This is a genomic window from Sinorhizobium sp. GQ132, from assembly GCF_059758575.1.
This window is the reverse complement of record NZ_JCAXDX010000028.1, coordinates 1-18,694: the sequence shown is the minus strand read 5'-3', so window position 1 is coordinate 18,694 and position 18,694 is coordinate 1. Positions and strand designations below refer to the sequence as shown.

The following is an 18,694-nucleotide window of genomic DNA, read 5'->3' as shown; positions in this document are numbered from 1 at the left end:
TCGAGCGCGACCGGGGTGTTTTTGGAATACAGGTCCGTGTCGGGTTCAGCGCCGCGCGACAATGACCGGGCTGCCTGTTCGAGCGCGACCGGGGTGTTTTTGGAATACAGGTCCGTGTCAGGTTCAGCGCTGCGCGACAATGGCCGGGCCGCCTGTTCGAGCGCGACCGGAGTATTTTTTGTGTAGAGATCGCTCTCGAGGCCTGCCTGCCCCTCACGCTCCAAAGAATCCAGATGGTCCCTAATTGCTTGTAAGATAGTCGACTTGGCTCGCTTTGTCTCATCTGGCATGACTGCCTCCCTTGGGGCCTGCACCGCGATGTTGTCGAAGACTACGCCAATATGCGCTTACACTGCATCAGCCACTCCTTAAATGTCAACCCTCAACTTCACCGCGAGGCCGGATGCCAACGCAATTGCGTAAATCCGACAAATATAGTATTTAGTTGCCTCATGTTAGGTGAGCTTTAGAGGTTGATTTCAGTGTCCCCTTCAGTTGATGAGTCTTCCGAGCCACTGCCACGGACATCAACTGGCACTTACTTTACGATCGGCGTCTCTCCCGGCGAACTGCTAGATCGCGCGACCATTTCCGAGCTCAAAGCTAGCCGCATCAGCGATCCTGCGAAGCGCCAGGTGGCCACCGATGAGTTAGCGCGACTCGGCCTGCCACTTCGTCAGGTGTTCGACAGCTTCGGCGCGGTGATCGAACAGTGGAGGGGGGAACTCCTTGAGATTAATTCGCGGCTATGGGACCTAGAGTCAGACCTGCGTGCCCAAATCGAGGCGTCCGCCGATAGCGAGCAGCTTTCTCGCCGCTCCAGAGAGATCGTGCGCCTGAACGACCTTCGTGCCAGCACCAAGGCCCGCATCAACGCGGCCCTGGGCAGCGAGGGCGAGGTCAAGGACTACGGCGGGGATCTCGCAGGGGGTGCCGGTGACACTGCGCAGCAGCCCTATCGTCAGGTCTTGGACTTTCTTTCGCTTGACGAGAAAGAAGAAATACTCGAGCGTATCATTCTGCGGCGATCGGAATTTGTAACCTCGGCGATAAGCGGCAACACCGTCCACTATCGCCGATCGCTGGCGATGCCGGCAGATGCCGACACACGGGCGCTATTTAGCCGCCGCATTGCTGAGCACTGGCCGCTGCTCGCCTCAATCGCTGGAGACCGCACACGCCTCAATCCCCAGGAGCTCGAGTGCCAGATCACGGCTCACACGGACCTATGTCATTTTCACGTCCATTCAGACAACGGATCGGACGCCGTACGCTGTCGCGCCCTTTCTTACGTGTACTACCTACGCCTGCGCCCCGGTTCGTTTTTCGGTGGAGAGCTGAAGATCTACCCCGACCGGAAGCGACTTGATGAGGTTATCCTGATCCGGCCGATCGATAATTCGGCGTTTTTCTTTCGCAGCGAACTGTTACATGAAGTGATCCCTACCTACGTACCGTCGGGAGCGTTCGAGGACAGCCGCTTTACCGTCAACGGCTGGATCGCTGGGAGTGCGATGTGACGGCGCTACGGCTAGAACCCGGGCGATCGCTACCGGCCGCAAACCTTGTCATCGTAGTAGTATGAAACGGTGACCTGGTTCTGACCGTGACACGCCGAGCAGGTCAGCGCGACAGGAAGGGTCCGGCCCATGGAGAGGTTCGAGTCGAGAAACCTTACCATGAACTCCTTGGAGTGCTCGCCGCTCTCGAAAGCGGTTGTAACGAAGTCAAAGAAGTCGAGCTCCTTGCCGCAATGGGCGCAGAAGCCTGGAGTAGCGGCAAAGCGCGGCGACTTCCGACCGACACGCTGCGGTTCAATCTCCAGAAAAGCGGCAACCGAGGCCAGCACGGCGTCGGAAACAGGTTTTATAGTATTTGGGGTCACTTAACCCTCCAGTCCTGATGGAACGTGCTTCTTATACGTTTTTTTTGCGTCCAATTGTTAACGCACTAGATCGGCTTTTTCGGATATCTGTTTCTTCGCCTCCAACTGCTGTACGGCCAGCGCTTTCGCCTTTTCAGACAATTATTTCTTCGCTTCGAGCTGTTGTACGCTCAAGGTCTCGGCCTTCTTTGCGAGCTGTTTCTTGGCCTCTAGCTGAAGCTTTGCTGCGGCTGACATCGTATCTCTCCTTAGCGAAGTGCAGGAATGTGGCTCTTGATAAACTCAATCGCGTCAGATTGCAGATCAGTGAATAGTCTTTCAGCAGTAGCTCGTCTGCTGTTAAGGTGCAGCCCTTGATCAAGTTTGGATCCGCGCCCCGTGTCGCCAGGCGCACTTGTTCTTCAAATCCTGCCTGGCGAAGCGTTGATAAACGGACATTTAATGCATCCACGACGATCGCGACTTGCGGGCAGATAGCCGCCATGATCGGTACAGAACTCATCAAACTCTGGCCCACCATATGGCAAAGCTGGATCGGTACCGAATTGGCTACTCATCTTCCCCTCCTGTACGCAGCAACCATACTACAGCAAATAGTAAATTAGGCAAGTCTAACGTGCATGACTCAACTTTCAAACTTAAAAGGTGAAATGGAACGCGAGCTTAACGTTCTCAGCCTGCAGCTTCTGTAAGCGTGTCGTAAGGACCGCGCGGAAGCATTCGGACTGGAGCCGGATAGTGTCCACTGTGGATGTTGCTTGGCACGTAAATGGGGTCTTCCTCAATTTGTGTGGTTCACTCGCCGTTAACGGCATGGCTGGTCCAAACGATTGCTTCCCCTTATGCGCGCCGGACAAGGAGGGTATCCGAGATTGTCGGTCTGCTCGGCCACAGCGCCGGCGGCCGACCCGGCGAGCGCTTGATGCGACGGCTCGGGATGCCGGTCAGCGACGACACGATCCTGCGGCAGCTATGGCGACGATTGCCTGCAGGAGCTTCGATGGCTCTATGATCGCCGCGACCTCGATGAGGCGAAGGCCGATCTCGCCGCGTCATGGCGACATACATTAGTGACTATTTCGGCGTCGATGTGGAAGTATTCGAGGAGTATGGGGCTCTCAATATTTCTATCGTGAATGACCTGTCGCTGTTCATCGACCCGTTCCTGCTCTTCCACAGCGACAAGCCGGAGTATGTCGAGCTTCACGAAGCGATCATCAATTATCTCGTGTTCCTGCGCGATCGGGCGGCCGCCGGATCCGTAAACGACGGTGATCTGCGCAACTGGTATTGCTTCAAGGAAGTTAAGCAGAACTGGTTGGGATTCTCGGTTTCCGGAAACGGTGGCGCCGGTCTAGGGATGGACTTCGCGCGAAACCTTCACGCCAATCTCAATGTCATCTTCTCTAATTTTGGCGAAGAGCAGATCACGGAAAGCAGCCACCTAGAAAAGGTGTGTCTGGTTTCTGATGGTGTCGGACGCGATAACATCAGCGATTTCACCACCAACCTGATCAAGGACTTCCTCTGCAAATATACGGAGACGTTCGCCGCGGCCCACTTGCCCCCCGGGGCAGTACGGGAGGTGTGGGTTGAGCGCGCTCGCTTCAACTATCAGACCCAGGCCTGGGCACGCGCCAAATACAAGCTACCTTGGATTAACGGCGACTATGTCATCTTGACACCGCAAGACATGCTCACCCGCGACGAAAACTGGATCAACAAGGGTGACTTGATCGATGGGTTCGAGAATGTCCCGACCGCTATTCCAGACGTGCAGTTGCGCGCGTCCGTCTTCAATTATTTCGAAACCGAACTGAAACGGCGTCCCAAGCAGCCGGGAAAGAAGCAGCGCGAGCCCACCAAGGAAGAACGCGCGAAGGCGGCCGTCGCAACGATGCGCCGGTTCCCCGAAATCATCGACTATTATATCCGCCTGAAGGAGCAGAGCGGGGATGACGCTTCAGACGTGAGTGCCGAAAAGGTTTTGGCGACCGAATACATGTTCATTGAGCAGCTGAGGGCCCTGCAGGCCTTACTCGGCGCCGACACCAAGTTCTATGAGATCGGGAAATCGACCTATGAGGAAGCCCACGCCCGCCTGGACTATCTAAAGGACGTCATTGAAAACAAAGGCGGTCACCGGTTCTTTTACGACGATAAAGGCGTGCCTATCGAGCGCGAGAAGGATCTGCATGTTCTCTATCGCCTGGTCTGGTTCGGGACGACGGCAGAGTTGGCCAAGGTCAAGGTCATCCTGAAAGACCTCAAACTGACCGACAGCCCGGACGTCGTGTTGATTGACGCGCGACGGGATAACAAGCCATCGGCCTCGAAAGCAGCGTAGCCGCTCCTTACACTCAACCTCGAAGAAACATTTTTATGAGGAAATGTGATGAGAAGTGCATCACATTGTTGATGGCGAAGCGACAGCGCGATATTGTCCGTGGCATAACTAGGAGTTGTGCATGTCAAACCGCAGCAAGAAGACGGTCCGGCTGACCGTGAGCCTCGATCAGAAGGATTATGCAGCCGTTGCAGCCGTTGCTGACCAACACGACGCCTCGCTTTCATGGGTGATCAGACAAGCTATTCATAATTTCGTTCACCGAGCGGATGTCGAGCTTCAGGCGTCTCGCCGGATCTCCGAAGCCACGGTTATCCAAGATTTAAAAAATTAGGCCCATCAATTCTGCAAAGCAAAGCCTCCGATAAAAGAGTATTTTCGTGTCCCGCCTTACTGACCTTCTTGCACAAGCTAAAGCCAAAGATCCCGCACTCGGCCGCGAGCTGGAGCGGGAATTTAAAGTTCTTTCCTCACGACGGTCATTCGGTCTGAATTTTGAGCGCCATCGACCGGAAAATGTCGAGCTTCCTGGTCGACCTGTCCGCAAGGGAGACAAAGTGCGCGTCCTCCCACCCAGAGGGTCCAAGTCCAAAGGTGACCAAAGGCTCTGGAAGGTTGTTGGTTTTGACAACGCCAATTCGAAAAAGGAGGCGGTTCTTGAACTGCTTGACGGTGCAGAGTCAGAACAGACACAAGTCTTGTTAGACGATCTGCTCGTCGTAGCCGACTTCAAAGACTACATCTACCCAGGCCTTGTGAGCACGGGAAAGGTGTCTCGAGGCGGCGACAAACCCTTCCACACTGTCATCAATGGCGAGAATTTCCACGCACTGGAGGCCCTGACCTTCACCCATCGAGGCAAAATCGACGCGATATATATCGATCCGCCTTACAATACGGGGGCTAAGGATTGGAAATATAACAATGACTATGTTGAGTCCGAAGACCTGTATCGCCACTCCAAGTGGCTTGCCTTCATGGAGAGACGCTTAAAGATCGCCGCCGATCTACTTAATCCTACCGGAAGCGTACTGATCGCGACTATCGACGAAAAAGAATACCTAAGGCTAGGGCTTCTTCTGGAACAAACGTTTCCAGACGCTGAAATCCAGATGGTCAGCAGCGTTATCAATCCGAAAGGCACTGCGCGAGGGAACGAGTTCGCGCGTGTAGATGAGTACATCTTCTTCGTAAAAATTGGGAACGTTCAGCTTACCCGGTGGAACTGGGACATGCTGACCGAACGAGATTACGCTCTGGATGAAGAGGTTCGGTGGCGTGGTCTCGCGCGGACAGGCCGAAAAGGCTTGAGGGCTCACAACCCGGGTTCCTGGTACCCCATCTACGTTAATGAAGATGGTTCTGGCATCCACTCGGTGGGTGATACGGTGTTGGTTGGAAAACCGGAGCCATCGGAAATCCCAGAAGGTACTGTGGCTATATGGCCTCCGGCGAGTAACGGGCAGCAATATAGCTGGTCTGTAGTTCCTGAAACCCTGCGCTCATTGATGAAAAAGGGAGCCGTCCGCACCGGAAAAATCGACCTGCGCAAGAACTCTGTTCCAATTTACTATCTTTCCTTCAATCAGCTCGCGGCGATAGATGAAGGACGTCTTAAAGTCGTGGGAACCAGTGAGGATGGAAGCCTAGATCTACGCTATGCCGATGGTGCCCGCTCGGCTGCACCGAGGACTGTCTGGAACATGACGTCGCACGACGCGGGGAGTCATGGCACTAGTCTTCTAAGGGCTCTGATGCCAGATCGCCGCTTTCCTTTTCCTAAGTCGCTATATGCGGTTGAGGATGCACTCAGATTTTTCGTGAAGAGCAAGCCTGAGGCGGTGATCTTGGACTTCTTCGCGGGGTCCGGAACAACCGCTCATGCTGTCATGCGCTTAAATCGGCAAGACGGCGGCCGTCGCCAATGCATTTCAGTGACCAATAACGAAGTAGCTGCAGATGAGCACGCAACTCTCCGCACTGCGGGGCTGCGGCCGGGTGATCGCGACTGGGAAAAATGGGGTATTTGTGAATACATCACGAAACCTCGTATTGCTGCTGCGGTCACTGGCAAAACTCCGGACGGGACCGACATCGACGGGGACTATAATTTCGCAGATAAGTTTCCCATGAGCGTTGGGTTCCAAGAGAACGCGGAGTTCTTCACCCTCACCTACGAAACGCCTATATCCGTCAGTCACAACCGTGCTTTCTCGCGAATTGCTCCCCTGCTTTGGATGCGTGCCGGAAGCGAAGGCCGCCGCATTGACGCCCTTCCGGCAACGGGGTGGGAGTTAGGCGACACCTATGGACTGCTCACCGACCTTGATAAGGCCGCAGCATTCTGCGGGGCCGCCGCGGCGGAAACCGAAATCCGCATCGCCTACATAGTCACGGATGATGACCGGCGGTTCCAGGCCGTAACCCGTCACCTGCCCAGCCACATCGAGCCGGTTCGGCTTTACGAGTCATATTTAACAAATTTTCGATTTTCGATGGGACGCTAAGGCATGAAATTTACACTGAAAGATTATCAGGATGAGGCCGTAAAAGACGTTCTCGACCGCCTCAAGAAAGCGCGCAAGCGCTGGCAGGAGGACGGCGATAAGCATGCGTTCTCACTCACCGCAACCACCGGCGCCGGTAAGACCATTATGGCTGCCGCTGTGTTCGAAGCTCTGTTCTACGGGCATGATGATTACGACTTCGACGCCGATCCGGGTGCTGTCGTCCTGTGGTTCAGTGATGACCCGTCGCTGAACGAGCAATCCCGCTGGCGCCTCCAGGAGGCGGCTGACAAGCTCACAATCTCGGACCTGGTCACGGTAGGCAACTCCTTCGCCAGTGAGAGGTTTGAGCCCGGCAAGGTCTACTTCCTCAACACACAGAAATTCTCGAAAAACAGCCTGCTCGTGCGAGGCCACGATGCGGATGACTCTGCACTAGAAACCGCCGAGGGGCAGTTGGTGATGCCCGACATGCGGACCCATACTATCTGGGACACGATCCGCAATACCATCGAAGACCCTGATTTGACGCTCTATCTGGTGCTGGATGAGGCCCATCGCGGCATGAAGGAAGGAGGGCGCTCGAGCAGCGACGGCAAGCCGACGATCGTCAAGCAGCTGATCAATGGGACCGGCAGCGTTCCGGGCATTCCCATCGTATGGGGAATTTCGGCGACGGTGCAGCGTTTCAATGACGCAGTAGCCGGCATGCAGGACCGCGGCACTCTGCCAAACGTCGTTGTGGATGCCAAAAAAGTCCAGGACTCCGGCCTGCTGAAAGACACCATCAATCTCGACGTGCCGGATGATACCGGAGAGTTTTCGACGGTCCTGTTGCGGAGGGGGACGACCAAACTCCGCGAAATCACCGACGCGTGGGCGGCGTATGCGCAGCAACAGGATGACGCAGATACCGTCCTTCCGCTCATGGTTTTGCAGGTTCCGAATTCGCCGAACCCGCAAGATATCGCCAAGTGGCTTGACACCATTTTCGAACAGTGGCCGGAGCTGCCCCAGGACAGCGTCGCCAACGTGTTCGGTGAACATCGAACCGAAGCATTCGGCCGCCACAATGTGCCTTATATCGCTCCCGAACGTGTCCAGGAAGCATCCTGGGTGCGCATACTGATCGCCAAGGACGCTATCAGTACGGGATGGGACTGCCCCCGCGCTGAGGTGATGGTGTCGTTTCGAGCTGCATCCGACCGCACCCACATCACGCAGCTGCTCGGCCGCATGGTACGTACGCCACTAGCGCGTCGCATCCCGGGCAATGACCGTCTTAACGCCGTTGACTGCCTCCTGCCTCATTTTGACAAGAAGTCGGTATCTGCCGTTGTGACAAGTTTGATGACCGGAGGTGATCAAGGCGAGGAGCTTCCCGGTCGCCGCGTACTGGTCAATCCCATCGAGGTCCATCCGAATCCATCCGTTCCTGAAGAAGTCTGGCAAAAGCTGCTTGTCCTTCCCGCCCAAGCGCTGCCGAAACGGCAAGCGCGACCGATCAAGCGGCTCACGGCTCTTGCCCACGAACTTGCCGTTGACGGATTGCTGGCCGATGCCGGCAAAAAAGCGCATGCGGACATGCACAAGGTTCTGGATGGCCTACAGGTCCGTTACGTCGATGAAATCAAGAAAGCGCGCGAGGCGGTGCTAACCGTGGAAGGGAAGACCCTTCGAGCCGATGTAAAAACCAGCGGCATGAGCTTCGACGACTTCGTTGAAAAAGCCGATTACGCGGTCATCGAAGACGCGTACCGGCGAGCGGCTCGCGTGATCAGCCCCGACCTTTCGACGAGCTACAGTGAACATCTTGCGAGCCAATCCTCAGAGGACCAGACGGGGGATGACGCGCTTATCGAAGCGCATACGGCGATTGCCGCGCTGGGTCTCGTTGCACCGGTCAAAGACGATCTCGAGGCTGCCGCAGAAAAGCTCGCCACGCAGTGGCTGACAGAGTACCGCGTCGCCATCAAGAGCCTTTCGGATGAACGCCAGGACGTCTACCGGCAGATCCGCGAAATGAGCGCTGATCCTCTCGACAGCACCCTTGCCCGCCCCTCGTCTTGGCTCCAGCCGACCACTGTGCGCCACAGTGATGGAAAAGAAGACCCTCTCCCCCGGTTCGAAAACCATCTGCTCTGCGACGCAGACGGGCTCTTCCCTGAAGAGTTCAATGCCTGGGAGGCAAAGGTCCTTGCGGCTGAACTGGCGCGAGACGGCACGATTGCCTGGTACCGGAACCCGGCCCGTGCCAGCCAGGACTCACTCGGAGTGACCTATGAAGACGGGAGTGAGGGAAGAATCGTTCGCCCCGATTTTATCTTCTTTGCGAAGCTGCCGGACGGAAGTGTCATCGCGGATATCGTCGACCCTCACGGGATTCAGTTCGCCGATGCGTTACCAAAGCTAAAGGGGCTGGCCAAATATGCAGAGAAGCATGGGGCCCATTATCGGCGTATCGAGGCAATTGCCGAATGTGACGGCAAGTTCCGTGCCCTTGATTTGACGGAAGCGGCCGCAAGATCAGCCGTTTTTGCTGCAACTACTGCCAAAGAAGCCTATGAGAGCGGATCTGCGGCAGACTACATCATCTAGCCTGTAGATCACGCCACCCTGAATCAACATTGGTGCCCCGGGCCCAAACCGGTGGCACCTCCTTGACCATCCCTTTAGAGCCGTTAGCGCCGCGTGAACGCTAACGTGCGGGCGCAGAAATCCACCAGCTCCAGATCATTGATCACGGCCGTTTGCCACGCCGGGTTGGTGTCGTGATGAAACCGATTTCCGTAATCCTTCAATACTTCCAGCTCATCGATGTCAGCGTGGCTCAGTATTTGCTGAGGCGTTCCGACGCGTTGCTCGCAGATATTGATGAATGGCCCCAACAGAGAACCGGGTCTGAAGTTGTCCGGATAGGCTACCCGTACGAAGGCTTCCAGAATTGGTCGCAGCGCCTCGGCTACTGCCCGCTGCGTTGCGGGGTCGCCGGCCTGAATATAGCTGCTCACGAGGGCATGCCGGCGATCATGTTCTGTGATGCAATCCTGATTGACATCCCAAACCACCAACGTGGAGCCTGCACCCTGTCGGATCAGACGGAGAGCAGTGCGCGTGAGCGTATCCGCACCTTCCCACAACGCGCACAAAAACGGCTTCGAGTGCGAGAGCACGATTATCTGACTGACGCGGTCGTGCAGACGCCGCATCTCAAGAACGGTCGTCAAGGAACGATGCTCATCCAGGCTGGTCATCGGATCATCGATCACAACGACCTTCTGGGCGAGTTGTGGATCCTGTTCGAGGGACGCGAAGAAGAAGGCGAGCGCCAAAGTGTTACGGTCGCCGGCGCTCAACGTATTCCGAAATGAGGGCCCGTTATCGGCTGCGAGGGCCACCGGCGTGTTGTTGATCACGACATTGTAGCTTGCTGCCGACCCCGCGCGATTGTTAACCGAGGCTACGGCGCCGATGCGGAAACCCGCATTGAAGCGCTGAAGGTAGGTATTGATCGCCGCTTCGTAAGCCGGAAAAACCTGCTGCCGATACTGATCCAAGGCGGCCCGTGCCTGGTCACGCAGCCGCTCGGTCGCCGTTTTGGCCTGCTTCTCCGCAAGATACGACGCGCATGCGCCCGCCATGGGATCTGTGTGACGCGTGCGAAGAAGGGTCAATCGTTGCAAATCGGCTGTCAACGTCGCGATGTTCGCTCCGGCTGCCTGCTCTTTGACGACGGCGATCGGCGCGTTGAGGGCTTGGAGTCGAGTGGACAGACTATTGATCGCGCCCCGCAATTCTTCATATGCCGCAATGGCTTCCAGCGTCTCCGCCGGGAGCGCCGTCGGCTCCAACGGCGCAGCCTGCTTGGCGCGGAGTATCTCGAGGACAGCAGTTCTTGCTGCACCCCATGCTCGGGCGATGGCGGCCGTGTCAACCTCGATCGCCGGTACGCCTTCCGTAAATTGGGTCCAGAACTCGGCCGTCTGCCCTGTTACGCGCACGGCGCGCTCAAACGCTGCGGGAATATCGCCACCGTGCGCCGCGTTCACCCCGGAAATCGCGCTCGCGATGTCGGCTTTGAGGGACTGATACTCCGCCCCGAAATAAACTTGATAGTGTCCGATCAGCGGGGATCCCGCCAGGTCTTGAGCACAGAATGGACATACCTCATGATCGTGCCCCTCGGACACGGGACCAATCCGTGCCATACCCTGGCCTACCCACGCCTCACCCCCCTTTCCTAACCGGGCGACATGTGCCTGGACGTGGGCCGCTGCCCCGGCTTCCAGTGCGGGAAGATCCCGAGCTAGAATGGCGTTGATTGCCGGGATATCAAAAGCGGGCAGCGTCAAGGGAAGGAAGTCTGCCTGACGCTGGATCGCGTCGGCCGATCGCGCCGCCGCCAATCTCCGCTCAGCCCCCTGAATTTTGGCGTCGATTTGCGGATCCGCCTGAAGCGCGCAAAAAGCATCCACGGTAAGTGCACCGCGAACAGCAACAGGAATAGCCTCTCCCCGCTCCCGGAGAGTGCGGTTATGCTCCTCGACCGCCGCGATGTGCTGCTGCAATGCGGTGTTGAGTCGGACACCCTGGGCACCCAATATCAACTCATGCAGGTTTTGGCGGTGTGCCGCCTCAATCTCGATGCCGGAACAGACGTTCTGCGCAACAAACGCATCATCAAAGACAGCGACTTGGGGCAACGCTGCATTCCAGGCTCCATTCTGGAAAATATGCGCCGCACCGCCGGCTGCTGCCAGGACGATGTGGGGTGGATGAACTGATCCGAGGCGGTGTCGTTCGCTAATCAGTCGGGCGTCACCGGTGCTAAGCGATCGAAGGATTGTCGCTAATGTTGTTTTGCCGCGGCCATTTTCGGCGTAGATCAGGGTCAGTTTCGTCAGGGGGAGCTGCCCTGCATTGACGGAGTCAAATTGCCCTGTGTTGCGTAGAAGCTGAAATCGGTCGACTGACATGGTCCCCCCATAGATGGCGATCAATCTCTAACACAACCTCAGACTGCTTTGGCAAGGAAATACATTGTCAAAGAGACGCGGTCCCTGCGGCTACACTCGCGTGCTGTGGGTGGAGACAGGCGCTACACAATCTGCGTGTCGCTTGGCAGTTAAGTGGGTTCTTCCTCAATTTCTGTGGTTAACAGAGTGTTAGCGCCGCGATTGTTATCTGCGGGGATGCGAACGAAATTGAAATGGTCGCCCGGCCCAGGGGTCAAAGTTTTGGGTATCGCCCTTCAAGATGCGGAGAACTGGGTTGTTTCTGCCGCTGCAAAACCTGTCGGTGTCTGCCCGGATTGCGGTGCGCGAAGCCGGCATCGGCACGGCTGGCATAACCGTCGCCTCCAGGACTTGCCTGTTCAGGGTCAAGTTGTGAAAATCAACCTCGCACTGAACCGGTGGCAGTGTAGACACCGAAAATGCGGGCGGCGGACGTTCACCGACAGGTTGCCCGAGATTGCTTCGCCCTACATGCGACGAACTGAACGGATGGCTGAGATAGTGGGCTTGATTGGCCACAGGGTGGGCGGTCGCCCGGGTGAATACTTGATGCATCGGCTCGGCATGCCGGTCAGCGACGACACGATCTTGCGGCAATTGAAGCGCGATAATCCGGCGTCCATACAAAAAGACAATATACGGGTCGTGGGCATTGATGATTGGAGCTGGCGGCATTCCTCGCGGTAGGGCACGATCATGGTCGATCTCGAGCGTCATTCGGTCGTCGATGTTCTGGGCGACCGCAGCGTCGAGAGCGCAAAAGCATGGTTGCGAGAACGTCCGACTATCGAGGTCGTTAGCCGAGTATAGCGCGGCGATCAGGATGAGACGTCTCACCTTGATTGTCGCCGCGCAGCCGAGATCGCTGTGGCCTATATGCCCAGGCAACCCGGGAGGGCGCACCGCAGGCCCGCCAGGTAGCTGACCGTTTTCATCTGGTCCAAAATCTCAGGGAGGCAATCAAGGAACAGATGAGCGTTTATGTTCACGCCCATGTCAGACCCATTCTCTCCGAAGATGCGATCGCCAGCGCCAGGTCACAACAGCGCCGTGCCCGCTTGGCGCACAGGCAATCCCGTCAGGAGATATTCGACACGCTTCAAGCTTTGCGCCAGCAGGGCCTCACCTACAGCGAGATTGCAAGGCGGACCGGAAACGAGCGCCGCAGCATCGCGAATTGGCTTACTTCCAATGCACCTCGAGACAGAAATCGGGCCGCATTGAATCCGACTTCGCCACTGTACTTTGAAGCTTTCCTGGCTGAATGCTGGAAAAATGGAAACCGCGTTGGGCGCCATCTGTTTTACGATATCAAGAACCGCGGCTACACGGGCAGCCGCTCCAATCTGGAGCGCCTGTTGAAGGTGTGGCGTGAAGTCGAAAGCTTTCAACCCCACGACCCGCCTCCAGATGTGGATGTTTCAGAACCCGTCCGCGATCCTGACACCGGCCATATGATCTCGTCTGTAGTGGCCGCAGCTTTGTGCATAAAACCGCGCCGCCTGCTGACCGATCGTCAGGCCGGAAAGGTCAATGCCTTGAAGCAGGGCTCGACGGTCTTCGCCATAATGCGTGGCCTGGCCATGCGCTTCAACGGCATCTTGCGCAGCAGGAGCTCGGAGGCACTGGATGAATGGATCGACGATGCCATTGATACCGAACTCACTGCGATCATGCGCTTCGCCAGCGTTTTGCGCCGGGATATCGATGCCGACAAAAATTCAATCGAACTCTCCTGGAGCAACGGTCAAGCGGCAGCGCAGATCAACCGCCTCAAGATGCTGAAACGAGCAATGTACGGTCGCGCCGGCCCAGAACTGATGAGGGCGAGAATGCTGCCGCTGAATCACAGAATTTGAGGATGAACCTCTGGAAGCGCCTATGCGGCCCAGATTACGAACATCCGCTGTGGCGGCCGACGCTCAAGAAGGCGTTCCCGAACAAAAAGGTGAAACGCTCCGACGTGGCCGACAACCTTGAGATCGTCTACCAGTCGCGCAATCGCTTGGCGCACCATGAACCTGTTCTTTACAATCGGTTCACTGAGACGATAGCAGCTATCAAATACATCGCGCAGCACCTTGAGGCCCGCAATCCAAGCGATCAAACCCCGCTGTATCGGTTGATTGCCGACGATATCTCCACGACCGAGGCAAGCGCCGCGATACTGCATGCTGAGCTGGATGCTTACAGGACGCCTTAGGCGCACGAGCGCGCCTTTGCGCCGCGATTTCAGAGGGACCAATGATCGCTATTTTTTGGATCGTTTATATAGTGGCGGCATTTGCTGGTCCCCCGACGGTAGTGCGGATATTTCTACAAGATCGTGGGAAGAGGGGAGAATTCGCTGAGATCGGGACACTGATCTACATCCCGGCGCTGCTATTTGTCGGCGCTGTGCTGAACGCGGGCGCATTCCTCCCCGCTTTCATCATGTTTGTTGTCGGCACGCTGCTCTGGATCGTCAGCCTGCGCTACAAATGGGACTTGGGAAATCCGCCAGCTTGACGGCGAGGCCGTGGTCGCGCTCATTGGTCGAAAATCGCTCGGATTCGCCCATGACCCTTGAAACGATCTCCAAGACAATCTCCGAATGGCAAACGCTGATCAGCGCTATCCTCGCCTTGATCGCAGCCCTTTGGACGGTCCATGAAATGCGAAAGCAGACCCGTGGCGACGAGACGCGCCACGAGAACGAGCTGCTACGCAAGAAGCTGGCCGCCCGCGCGCAGATGCCCGACGCCCTGAGCGAGATGAGCGGGTATGTCCGTGAATCCTGCCGGTATCTCGTATGCGGCGAGAAGAAGCCCACCGCGCCCGTGGGTGCGACCAACACGCTGAAGACAGTCATCGAGCATATCGACACCAAGGAGGCCGAAAAGACCTTCGATCTTGTTTCCTGGTTCCAGGTGCAGCATGCGCGGCTCATGGGTTCTCAGAAGCCTAAAGCGATCGAGACGGCAGAAATGCTCTACGACGCCGCGCTCTTGCAGGCGAAGGTAAACCGCCTCTTCGATTACGCCCGCAACGAGACAGAGGAAGTGCGTCCCGAAAAGCCGTCGCAAGAGGAAATGATAGGCAGTCTGAAAAGCGCCGTGACCGTCCAAGTGTGGGCGATGCGGAATGACGACTTTGCTGAGACCGTGAATATCATCAAGAGGCGGCATGTGTCTGAAAAGGAAAAATCGGCGACTCGGCCTGCTGGTTGATGATTTATACGGCCAAGACCGACGAAGTCCGCAAACTACACACAAACCCGAGGGGTTTGAGGACGGAGACAGAGGATGCAGGTGCCGGAGAGTATCGAAGTGCTCATCGCCGAGTTCGATCGGCAGATGGAACCGCTTGACACCCACACGGTGCAGGCGGCGCTCTCAAGCGCTCGCACTAAGCTCGCGGAGAAGATTCCTACTGGGGACGCCTGGGCTGATCTGGTCGCGTTCGCTCTCCAAGTAGCGCAGGAAGAACACCTGCCTTGGAATACCTATTTTGGCCCGATGGGCTCGTGCAAGTATAAGGATGGGAGTGTCTCATACTCGCCGGACCCAAGAGACATCACGCCCGAGATAGTCGATCACTGGGAACAGCGTGCAGATGTCCTGACGAACCCGGTATTGAAGGCCCGCTATGCGGACTTAGTCTGGGACCTGAGCCGCAAGGCCGCCGATTGGCGTGCGAACATTCGCTTCGCTTACATTGCCATCGACAGCTATCTCGCCAGTGTTTCAGATGGTCGCAATAGAGATGTTCACGACGACATCGAGGCGCTGATGCGTGCGCTTCAATTGTCTACGTCGATCCGCGACAATGATAGGACCGCGATTGCCAAAGGAATGATGATCGAGCGCTTTCATGCGGAAGTCGGTCAGGATGGGTGGTGGATTCAGCTTTACGACGCGCTCGTCGCCAATCGGAAATGTGGTCTAACGGACGCCGATAAAAATGGCATGATCGCAGGGCTGGAGAAGCTTTTCGCTCGGGCCACAACCGATGAGACGCTTGATCCGCACAGCGCGGAACGGATCGCGTGCCGCCTTTTGCCGTTCTATTCATCAGGTGACGATTTTGACAACGTAAAGCGCGTTGGGATCGCGGTCAGCGAAGCTTTCGAGAGGATTGCGAGCACCGGGTCGCGTATGCAGGCCATGGTTTGGTTGCAAACTGCCGCCGACTTCGCACGCCGCGCGGGCGAAGCGGTTCGCCTGAATAGATTGAAGGTGGAACGTGAGGAAGCCATCCGGGCCTCGGCATCCGAGATGAAGTCCTTCAGCTTTTCGCACGAATTCAAAAAGGCGGAGGTTGAGGAATACGTCGAGGCAATTCTCGACGAAACAAACTGGCAGCAGTCCCTCTTCAACATAGCCGCTCATTTTATAGTCCCGAAACAACAACTGAGGCACCAGGCCGAGCGAGCCGCTGAGACCTCACCGCTGATGGCGGCAATCACGATGTCGGTCATCGCGGACGATCACGTCGCGGCCCAAGTGGACGGTGACGATGACGCAGATGGCCCACTCTATCGTCACGCCGACTTCTCGCGGCAATTCAACAGGCTGCATCTTTGCAAAGCATTGGAAGGAGCCGTCAAAAGACATTCACTTTCTCCGGAGGAAATTGCCGCCTTTATGCAGCGGTCATCCCTTTTTTCCGACCTACCTCTGTTGGTTGCGGGCGTGAAAGCCTGGCTCGATGGCGACTATGTGAAGAGCATCTTTGTTCTGGTTCCGCAGGTCGAAGACGCCTTTCGGAATGTCGCGCGGAACCTCGGCGAGTCGGTGACCAAGGATAAGCGTGGTCAGTCGGGGTGGGAAGTCTCAATGAACCTCGGTGATCTGCTCTCCATGGGGAAGGTTAGGGCCGAGGTCGGCGAAGATATCCACTTCTGGATGCGAGCGATCTTTGCTGATGCGCGCGGAATGAACCTTCGCAACCAGATCGCGCATGGCCTCGTGGGCCGTGAGGCTGCAACATACTACAACTGCGAAATGGTCATCCATTGCATGTTGATCCTTGGGGCATACAAAGATGTAGCAATCGCCTGCGCTCGAAGAGCAGAAGCGGCAGAAGGAAAGAGGGCTGCATCGGTCGCCGAGGAAACAATCTTGGAATCCGAGGAATTCGTGTCTCCCGAATTTGAAGAAGGGGACGATATTGCGCTGGTGCTTGAGCGGGAGGAATTGGGGAAAGAGTAATCATCGTTATGCCGCGGCATTGAAATAGCGGGTCCGCGGTTCGAGTCCTTTCAAGGCGAGGGATTGAAAGTCGCTCTGGGGCCGTAACCTGACCGGCGGTTTCCCCGCGTATGGGCAGCGTTGCGGACGTCGGCAGCGCACAGGTCTTGGCCTGACCCAAGGCGGACACCGTAATTTGAAGAGAATAGGTCCGCTCTCGCCGATAGCAGCCATTAAGTCCAAGGCTGTTCGAATCCTACGCGGCGCGCCATTTTTCTATGGTCCATTCTTGCGAACCAATGTCGCGGCGGAGCGTGTTTACCGATAGGCTTTCGGAAAGGAGCGCGAAAAGGCCGGGCCAGTGGCCTTTCAAAAATATTCGATCCAATATTTGTATTTCATCGTGAACGTCAGGCTGTCCCCCAGATCGGCGTAAATCTCGTCGCTGGCTTCGATGACGGTTTCGTCCGTCGTGTTTTGAGGAATGTTCAATTCTTTCGCGCCCGAGGCGGCTTCAAAGGCACCAATGTCGAAGTAGGACCGGTCATCGTCCTCGCCCGAGGCATGCACGCGGGCTGCGACATCGGCGCGGGCGACAGGTTCGGGACCAATCTCGATCTCGGCGGGCACCTCAGGCAGCGCGGCGTTATCGCCAAAATCGCCGTTCGTAACTGAGGTTTCCCCGCGGTTTCGCCACTGGGACTGGTCGTCACCTTTGCCGGTCTGCAGTATGCATCTGAATACGCCTTCGCCCGTCGATCCGGGATCGCTGTCGTCGTGAACGAGGATTTCAGTGGGCTTTACGCGAATGCGACGCTTGAGTGTGGTGAATTCATTCATCAGAAATTGCCAGTTGCCGAACCTGTCGGTCAGCCGAACCATTTCGAAATAGTGGGTGCCCGGAAGCAGGTCGAATAGCTGCAGGTTAAAGCTCTGGTTCTCCACTTCATAGGTCAAGGCGTCCGTTTGGTTGAACGAGTAGATTCCGTTGGCGTCCGCCTGAGGCGCGCTCGTGCTGACGGCCATCACGGCCCGCACCGGCACGCTCGTGAAAACATCGTGCTCGCGATACGTACCGCCGGTACGGATGTTCTCATCCCGCAGGAACGACCTTTGCTCGGGCCGCTTTCTCAATGCGAAAACCGCGGTCGCGGCATGCGCTTGCGGCGGGCGGTCGACGTTGGTCGGGAGACGATTCGGGTCGACGCCCTTGTCCCACAGCGCCGCTTCGTAAATATCGCCGGGCTCGAGATCGGGCGAATCGAATTCGCCATGAAAATTGGCCGGGTCGGAAGTGTCAGAGACCGGGATCTTTTTTCTGGTCCAATCGCCCGGCTTCCAGCGATGCCAGATGACGTATGACGATTCCTTTGTGTATTTGACCTTGGTACTGCCGGTCATTTGCCCGTTCTCGGTGTCTATTACGACAGGGTCCGGTAACGCTTCGAGAGACGCCGTTGTAGACATGCCCTCCTCCCTCTCCAACCGCGAGCGAGCAAAATTTACCACTGGATAGTACATTAAGAAAGTCCGACCGCCCGGGCCCACCACCCGGGCCCCGACTTCCATGCCCGGTATTGGCGCAACCTCGACCTACAGCGTGGTCAACCGCAACGTCTGCTATCGGGCCGCGGCGAAGATCACCGCAACGGCCGAAATTTGGGCGCAATGCTGCCGTTCACAGACTTATGCGTGGACGTCGCCTTAGGGACTGACGGAATGGTGCTCCCAAGAGCCCTGCACGGCTTGTTGCTGTGATGTTCGCGTTT

Annotated in this window: 14 protein-coding genes and 1 pseudogene; 10 read left to right on the top strand and 5 right to left on the bottom strand. The window is 56.8% G+C overall.

The window, feature by feature from the left end:
- Nucleotides 1-290 (bottom strand): hypothetical protein (locus AC6CIG_RS29180; protein WP_498324319.1); only part of this gene is annotated, 290 nt, incomplete at its 3' end.
- Between the two features lie 192 nt (nucleotides 291-482).
- Between AC6CIG_RS29180 and AC6CIG_RS29175 the strand changes: the two genes are divergently transcribed.
- Nucleotides 483-1,520, top strand: a complete 1,038-nt coding sequence (locus AC6CIG_RS29175) for a 2OG-Fe(II) oxygenase (protein ID WP_498324318.1) — start codon at nucleotides 483-485, stop codon at nucleotides 1,518-1,520.
- A gap of 29 nt (nucleotides 1,521-1,549) precedes the next feature.
- On the opposite strand, the gene AC6CIG_RS29170 is transcribed toward AC6CIG_RS29175, so the two are convergent.
- Both AC6CIG_RS29170 and AC6CIG_RS29165 read right to left on the bottom strand, forming a co-directional pair.
- Entirely contained in the window at nucleotides 1,550-1,885 is a 336-nt protein-coding gene (locus AC6CIG_RS29170; protein ID WP_457813143.1) for a DUF8243 domain-containing protein, read from the bottom strand.
- Nucleotides 1,886-2,018: 133 nt separating this feature from the next.
- Nucleotides 2,019-2,387 carry a hypothetical protein gene (locus AC6CIG_RS29165; protein ID WP_457813142.1) on the bottom strand — a complete coding sequence of 123 codons (369 nt, stop codon included), beginning with the start codon at nucleotides 2,385-2,387 and terminating at the stop codon, nucleotides 2,019-2,021.
- Nucleotides 2,388-2,939: 552 nt separating this feature from the next.
- Here AC6CIG_RS29165 and AC6CIG_RS29160 point away from each other — a divergent pair.
- The 4 genes from AC6CIG_RS29160 (at nucleotide 2,940) to AC6CIG_RS29145 (ending at nucleotide 9,337) form a co-directional block, all read left to right on the top strand.
- The gene (locus AC6CIG_RS29160) at nucleotides 2,940-4,232 is read left to right on the top strand and encodes a DUF8370 family protein (protein WP_498324317.1); all 1,293 of its coding nucleotides are present in this window, start codon (nucleotides 2,940-2,942) and stop codon (nucleotides 4,230-4,232) included.
- 121 nt (nucleotides 4,233-4,353) lie between these two features.
- Entirely contained in the window at nucleotides 4,354-4,566 is a 213-nt protein-coding gene (locus AC6CIG_RS29155; protein ID WP_457813139.1) for a ribbon-helix-helix protein, CopG family, read from the top strand.
- A 46-nt stretch (nucleotides 4,567-4,612) separates the two neighbouring features.
- A complete protein-coding gene (locus AC6CIG_RS29150) occupies nucleotides 4,613-6,739 on the top strand; it encodes a site-specific DNA-methyltransferase (protein WP_457813138.1) in 2,127 nt (708 codons plus the stop codon).
- Nucleotides 6,740-6,742: 3 nt separating this feature from the next.
- Nucleotides 6,743-9,337: a DEAD/DEAH box helicase gene (locus AC6CIG_RS29145; protein WP_457813137.1), complete on the top strand. Its 2,595-nt coding sequence runs from the start codon at nucleotides 6,743-6,745 to the stop codon at nucleotides 9,335-9,337.
- A gap of 83 nt (nucleotides 9,338-9,420) precedes the next feature.
- Here the strand turns inward: AC6CIG_RS29145 and AC6CIG_RS29140 are convergent, their stop codons facing one another.
- Nucleotides 9,421-11,715 carry an AAA family ATPase gene (locus AC6CIG_RS29140; protein ID WP_498324316.1) on the bottom strand — a complete coding sequence of 765 codons (2,295 nt, stop codon included), beginning with the start codon at nucleotides 11,713-11,715 and terminating at the stop codon, nucleotides 9,421-9,423.
- 216 nt (nucleotides 11,716-11,931) lie between these two features.
- Between AC6CIG_RS29140 and AC6CIG_RS29135 the strand changes: the two are divergent.
- The 5 genes and pseudogenes from AC6CIG_RS29135 (at nucleotide 11,932) to AC6CIG_RS29115 (ending at nucleotide 16,946) form a co-directional block, all read left to right on the top strand.
- Nucleotides 11,932-13,613 (top strand): annotated as a pseudogene (locus AC6CIG_RS29135) (transposase).
- A 2-nt stretch (nucleotides 13,614-13,615) separates the two neighbouring features.
- Nucleotides 13,616-13,957 carry a hypothetical protein gene (locus AC6CIG_RS29130; protein ID WP_498324315.1) on the top strand — a complete coding sequence of 114 codons (342 nt, stop codon included), beginning with the start codon at nucleotides 13,616-13,618 and terminating at the stop codon, nucleotides 13,955-13,957.
- A gap of 41 nt (nucleotides 13,958-13,998) precedes the next feature.
- On the top strand, nucleotides 13,999-14,262 hold the full coding sequence (locus AC6CIG_RS29125) for a hypothetical protein (protein ID WP_498324314.1): 264 nt from the start codon (nucleotides 13,999-14,001) through the stop codon (nucleotides 14,260-14,262).
- Nucleotides 14,263-14,312: 50 nt separating this feature from the next.
- Entirely contained in the window at nucleotides 14,313-14,963 is a 651-nt protein-coding gene (locus tag AC6CIG_RS29120) for a hypothetical protein (protein ID WP_498324313.1), read from the top strand.
- 75 nt (nucleotides 14,964-15,038) lie between these two features.
- Nucleotides 15,039-16,946, top strand: a complete 1,908-nt coding sequence (locus AC6CIG_RS29115) for a DUF7380 domain-containing protein (protein WP_498324312.1) — start codon at nucleotides 15,039-15,041, stop codon at nucleotides 16,944-16,946.
- A gap of 348 nt (nucleotides 16,947-17,294) precedes the next feature.
- Here the strand turns inward: AC6CIG_RS29115 and AC6CIG_RS29110 are convergent, their stop codons facing one another.
- Nucleotides 17,295-18,326, bottom strand: a complete 1,032-nt coding sequence (locus tag AC6CIG_RS29110; protein WP_498324311.1) for a hypothetical protein — start codon at nucleotides 18,324-18,326, stop codon at nucleotides 17,295-17,297.
- Nucleotides 18,327-18,694: the final 368 nt, after the last annotated feature.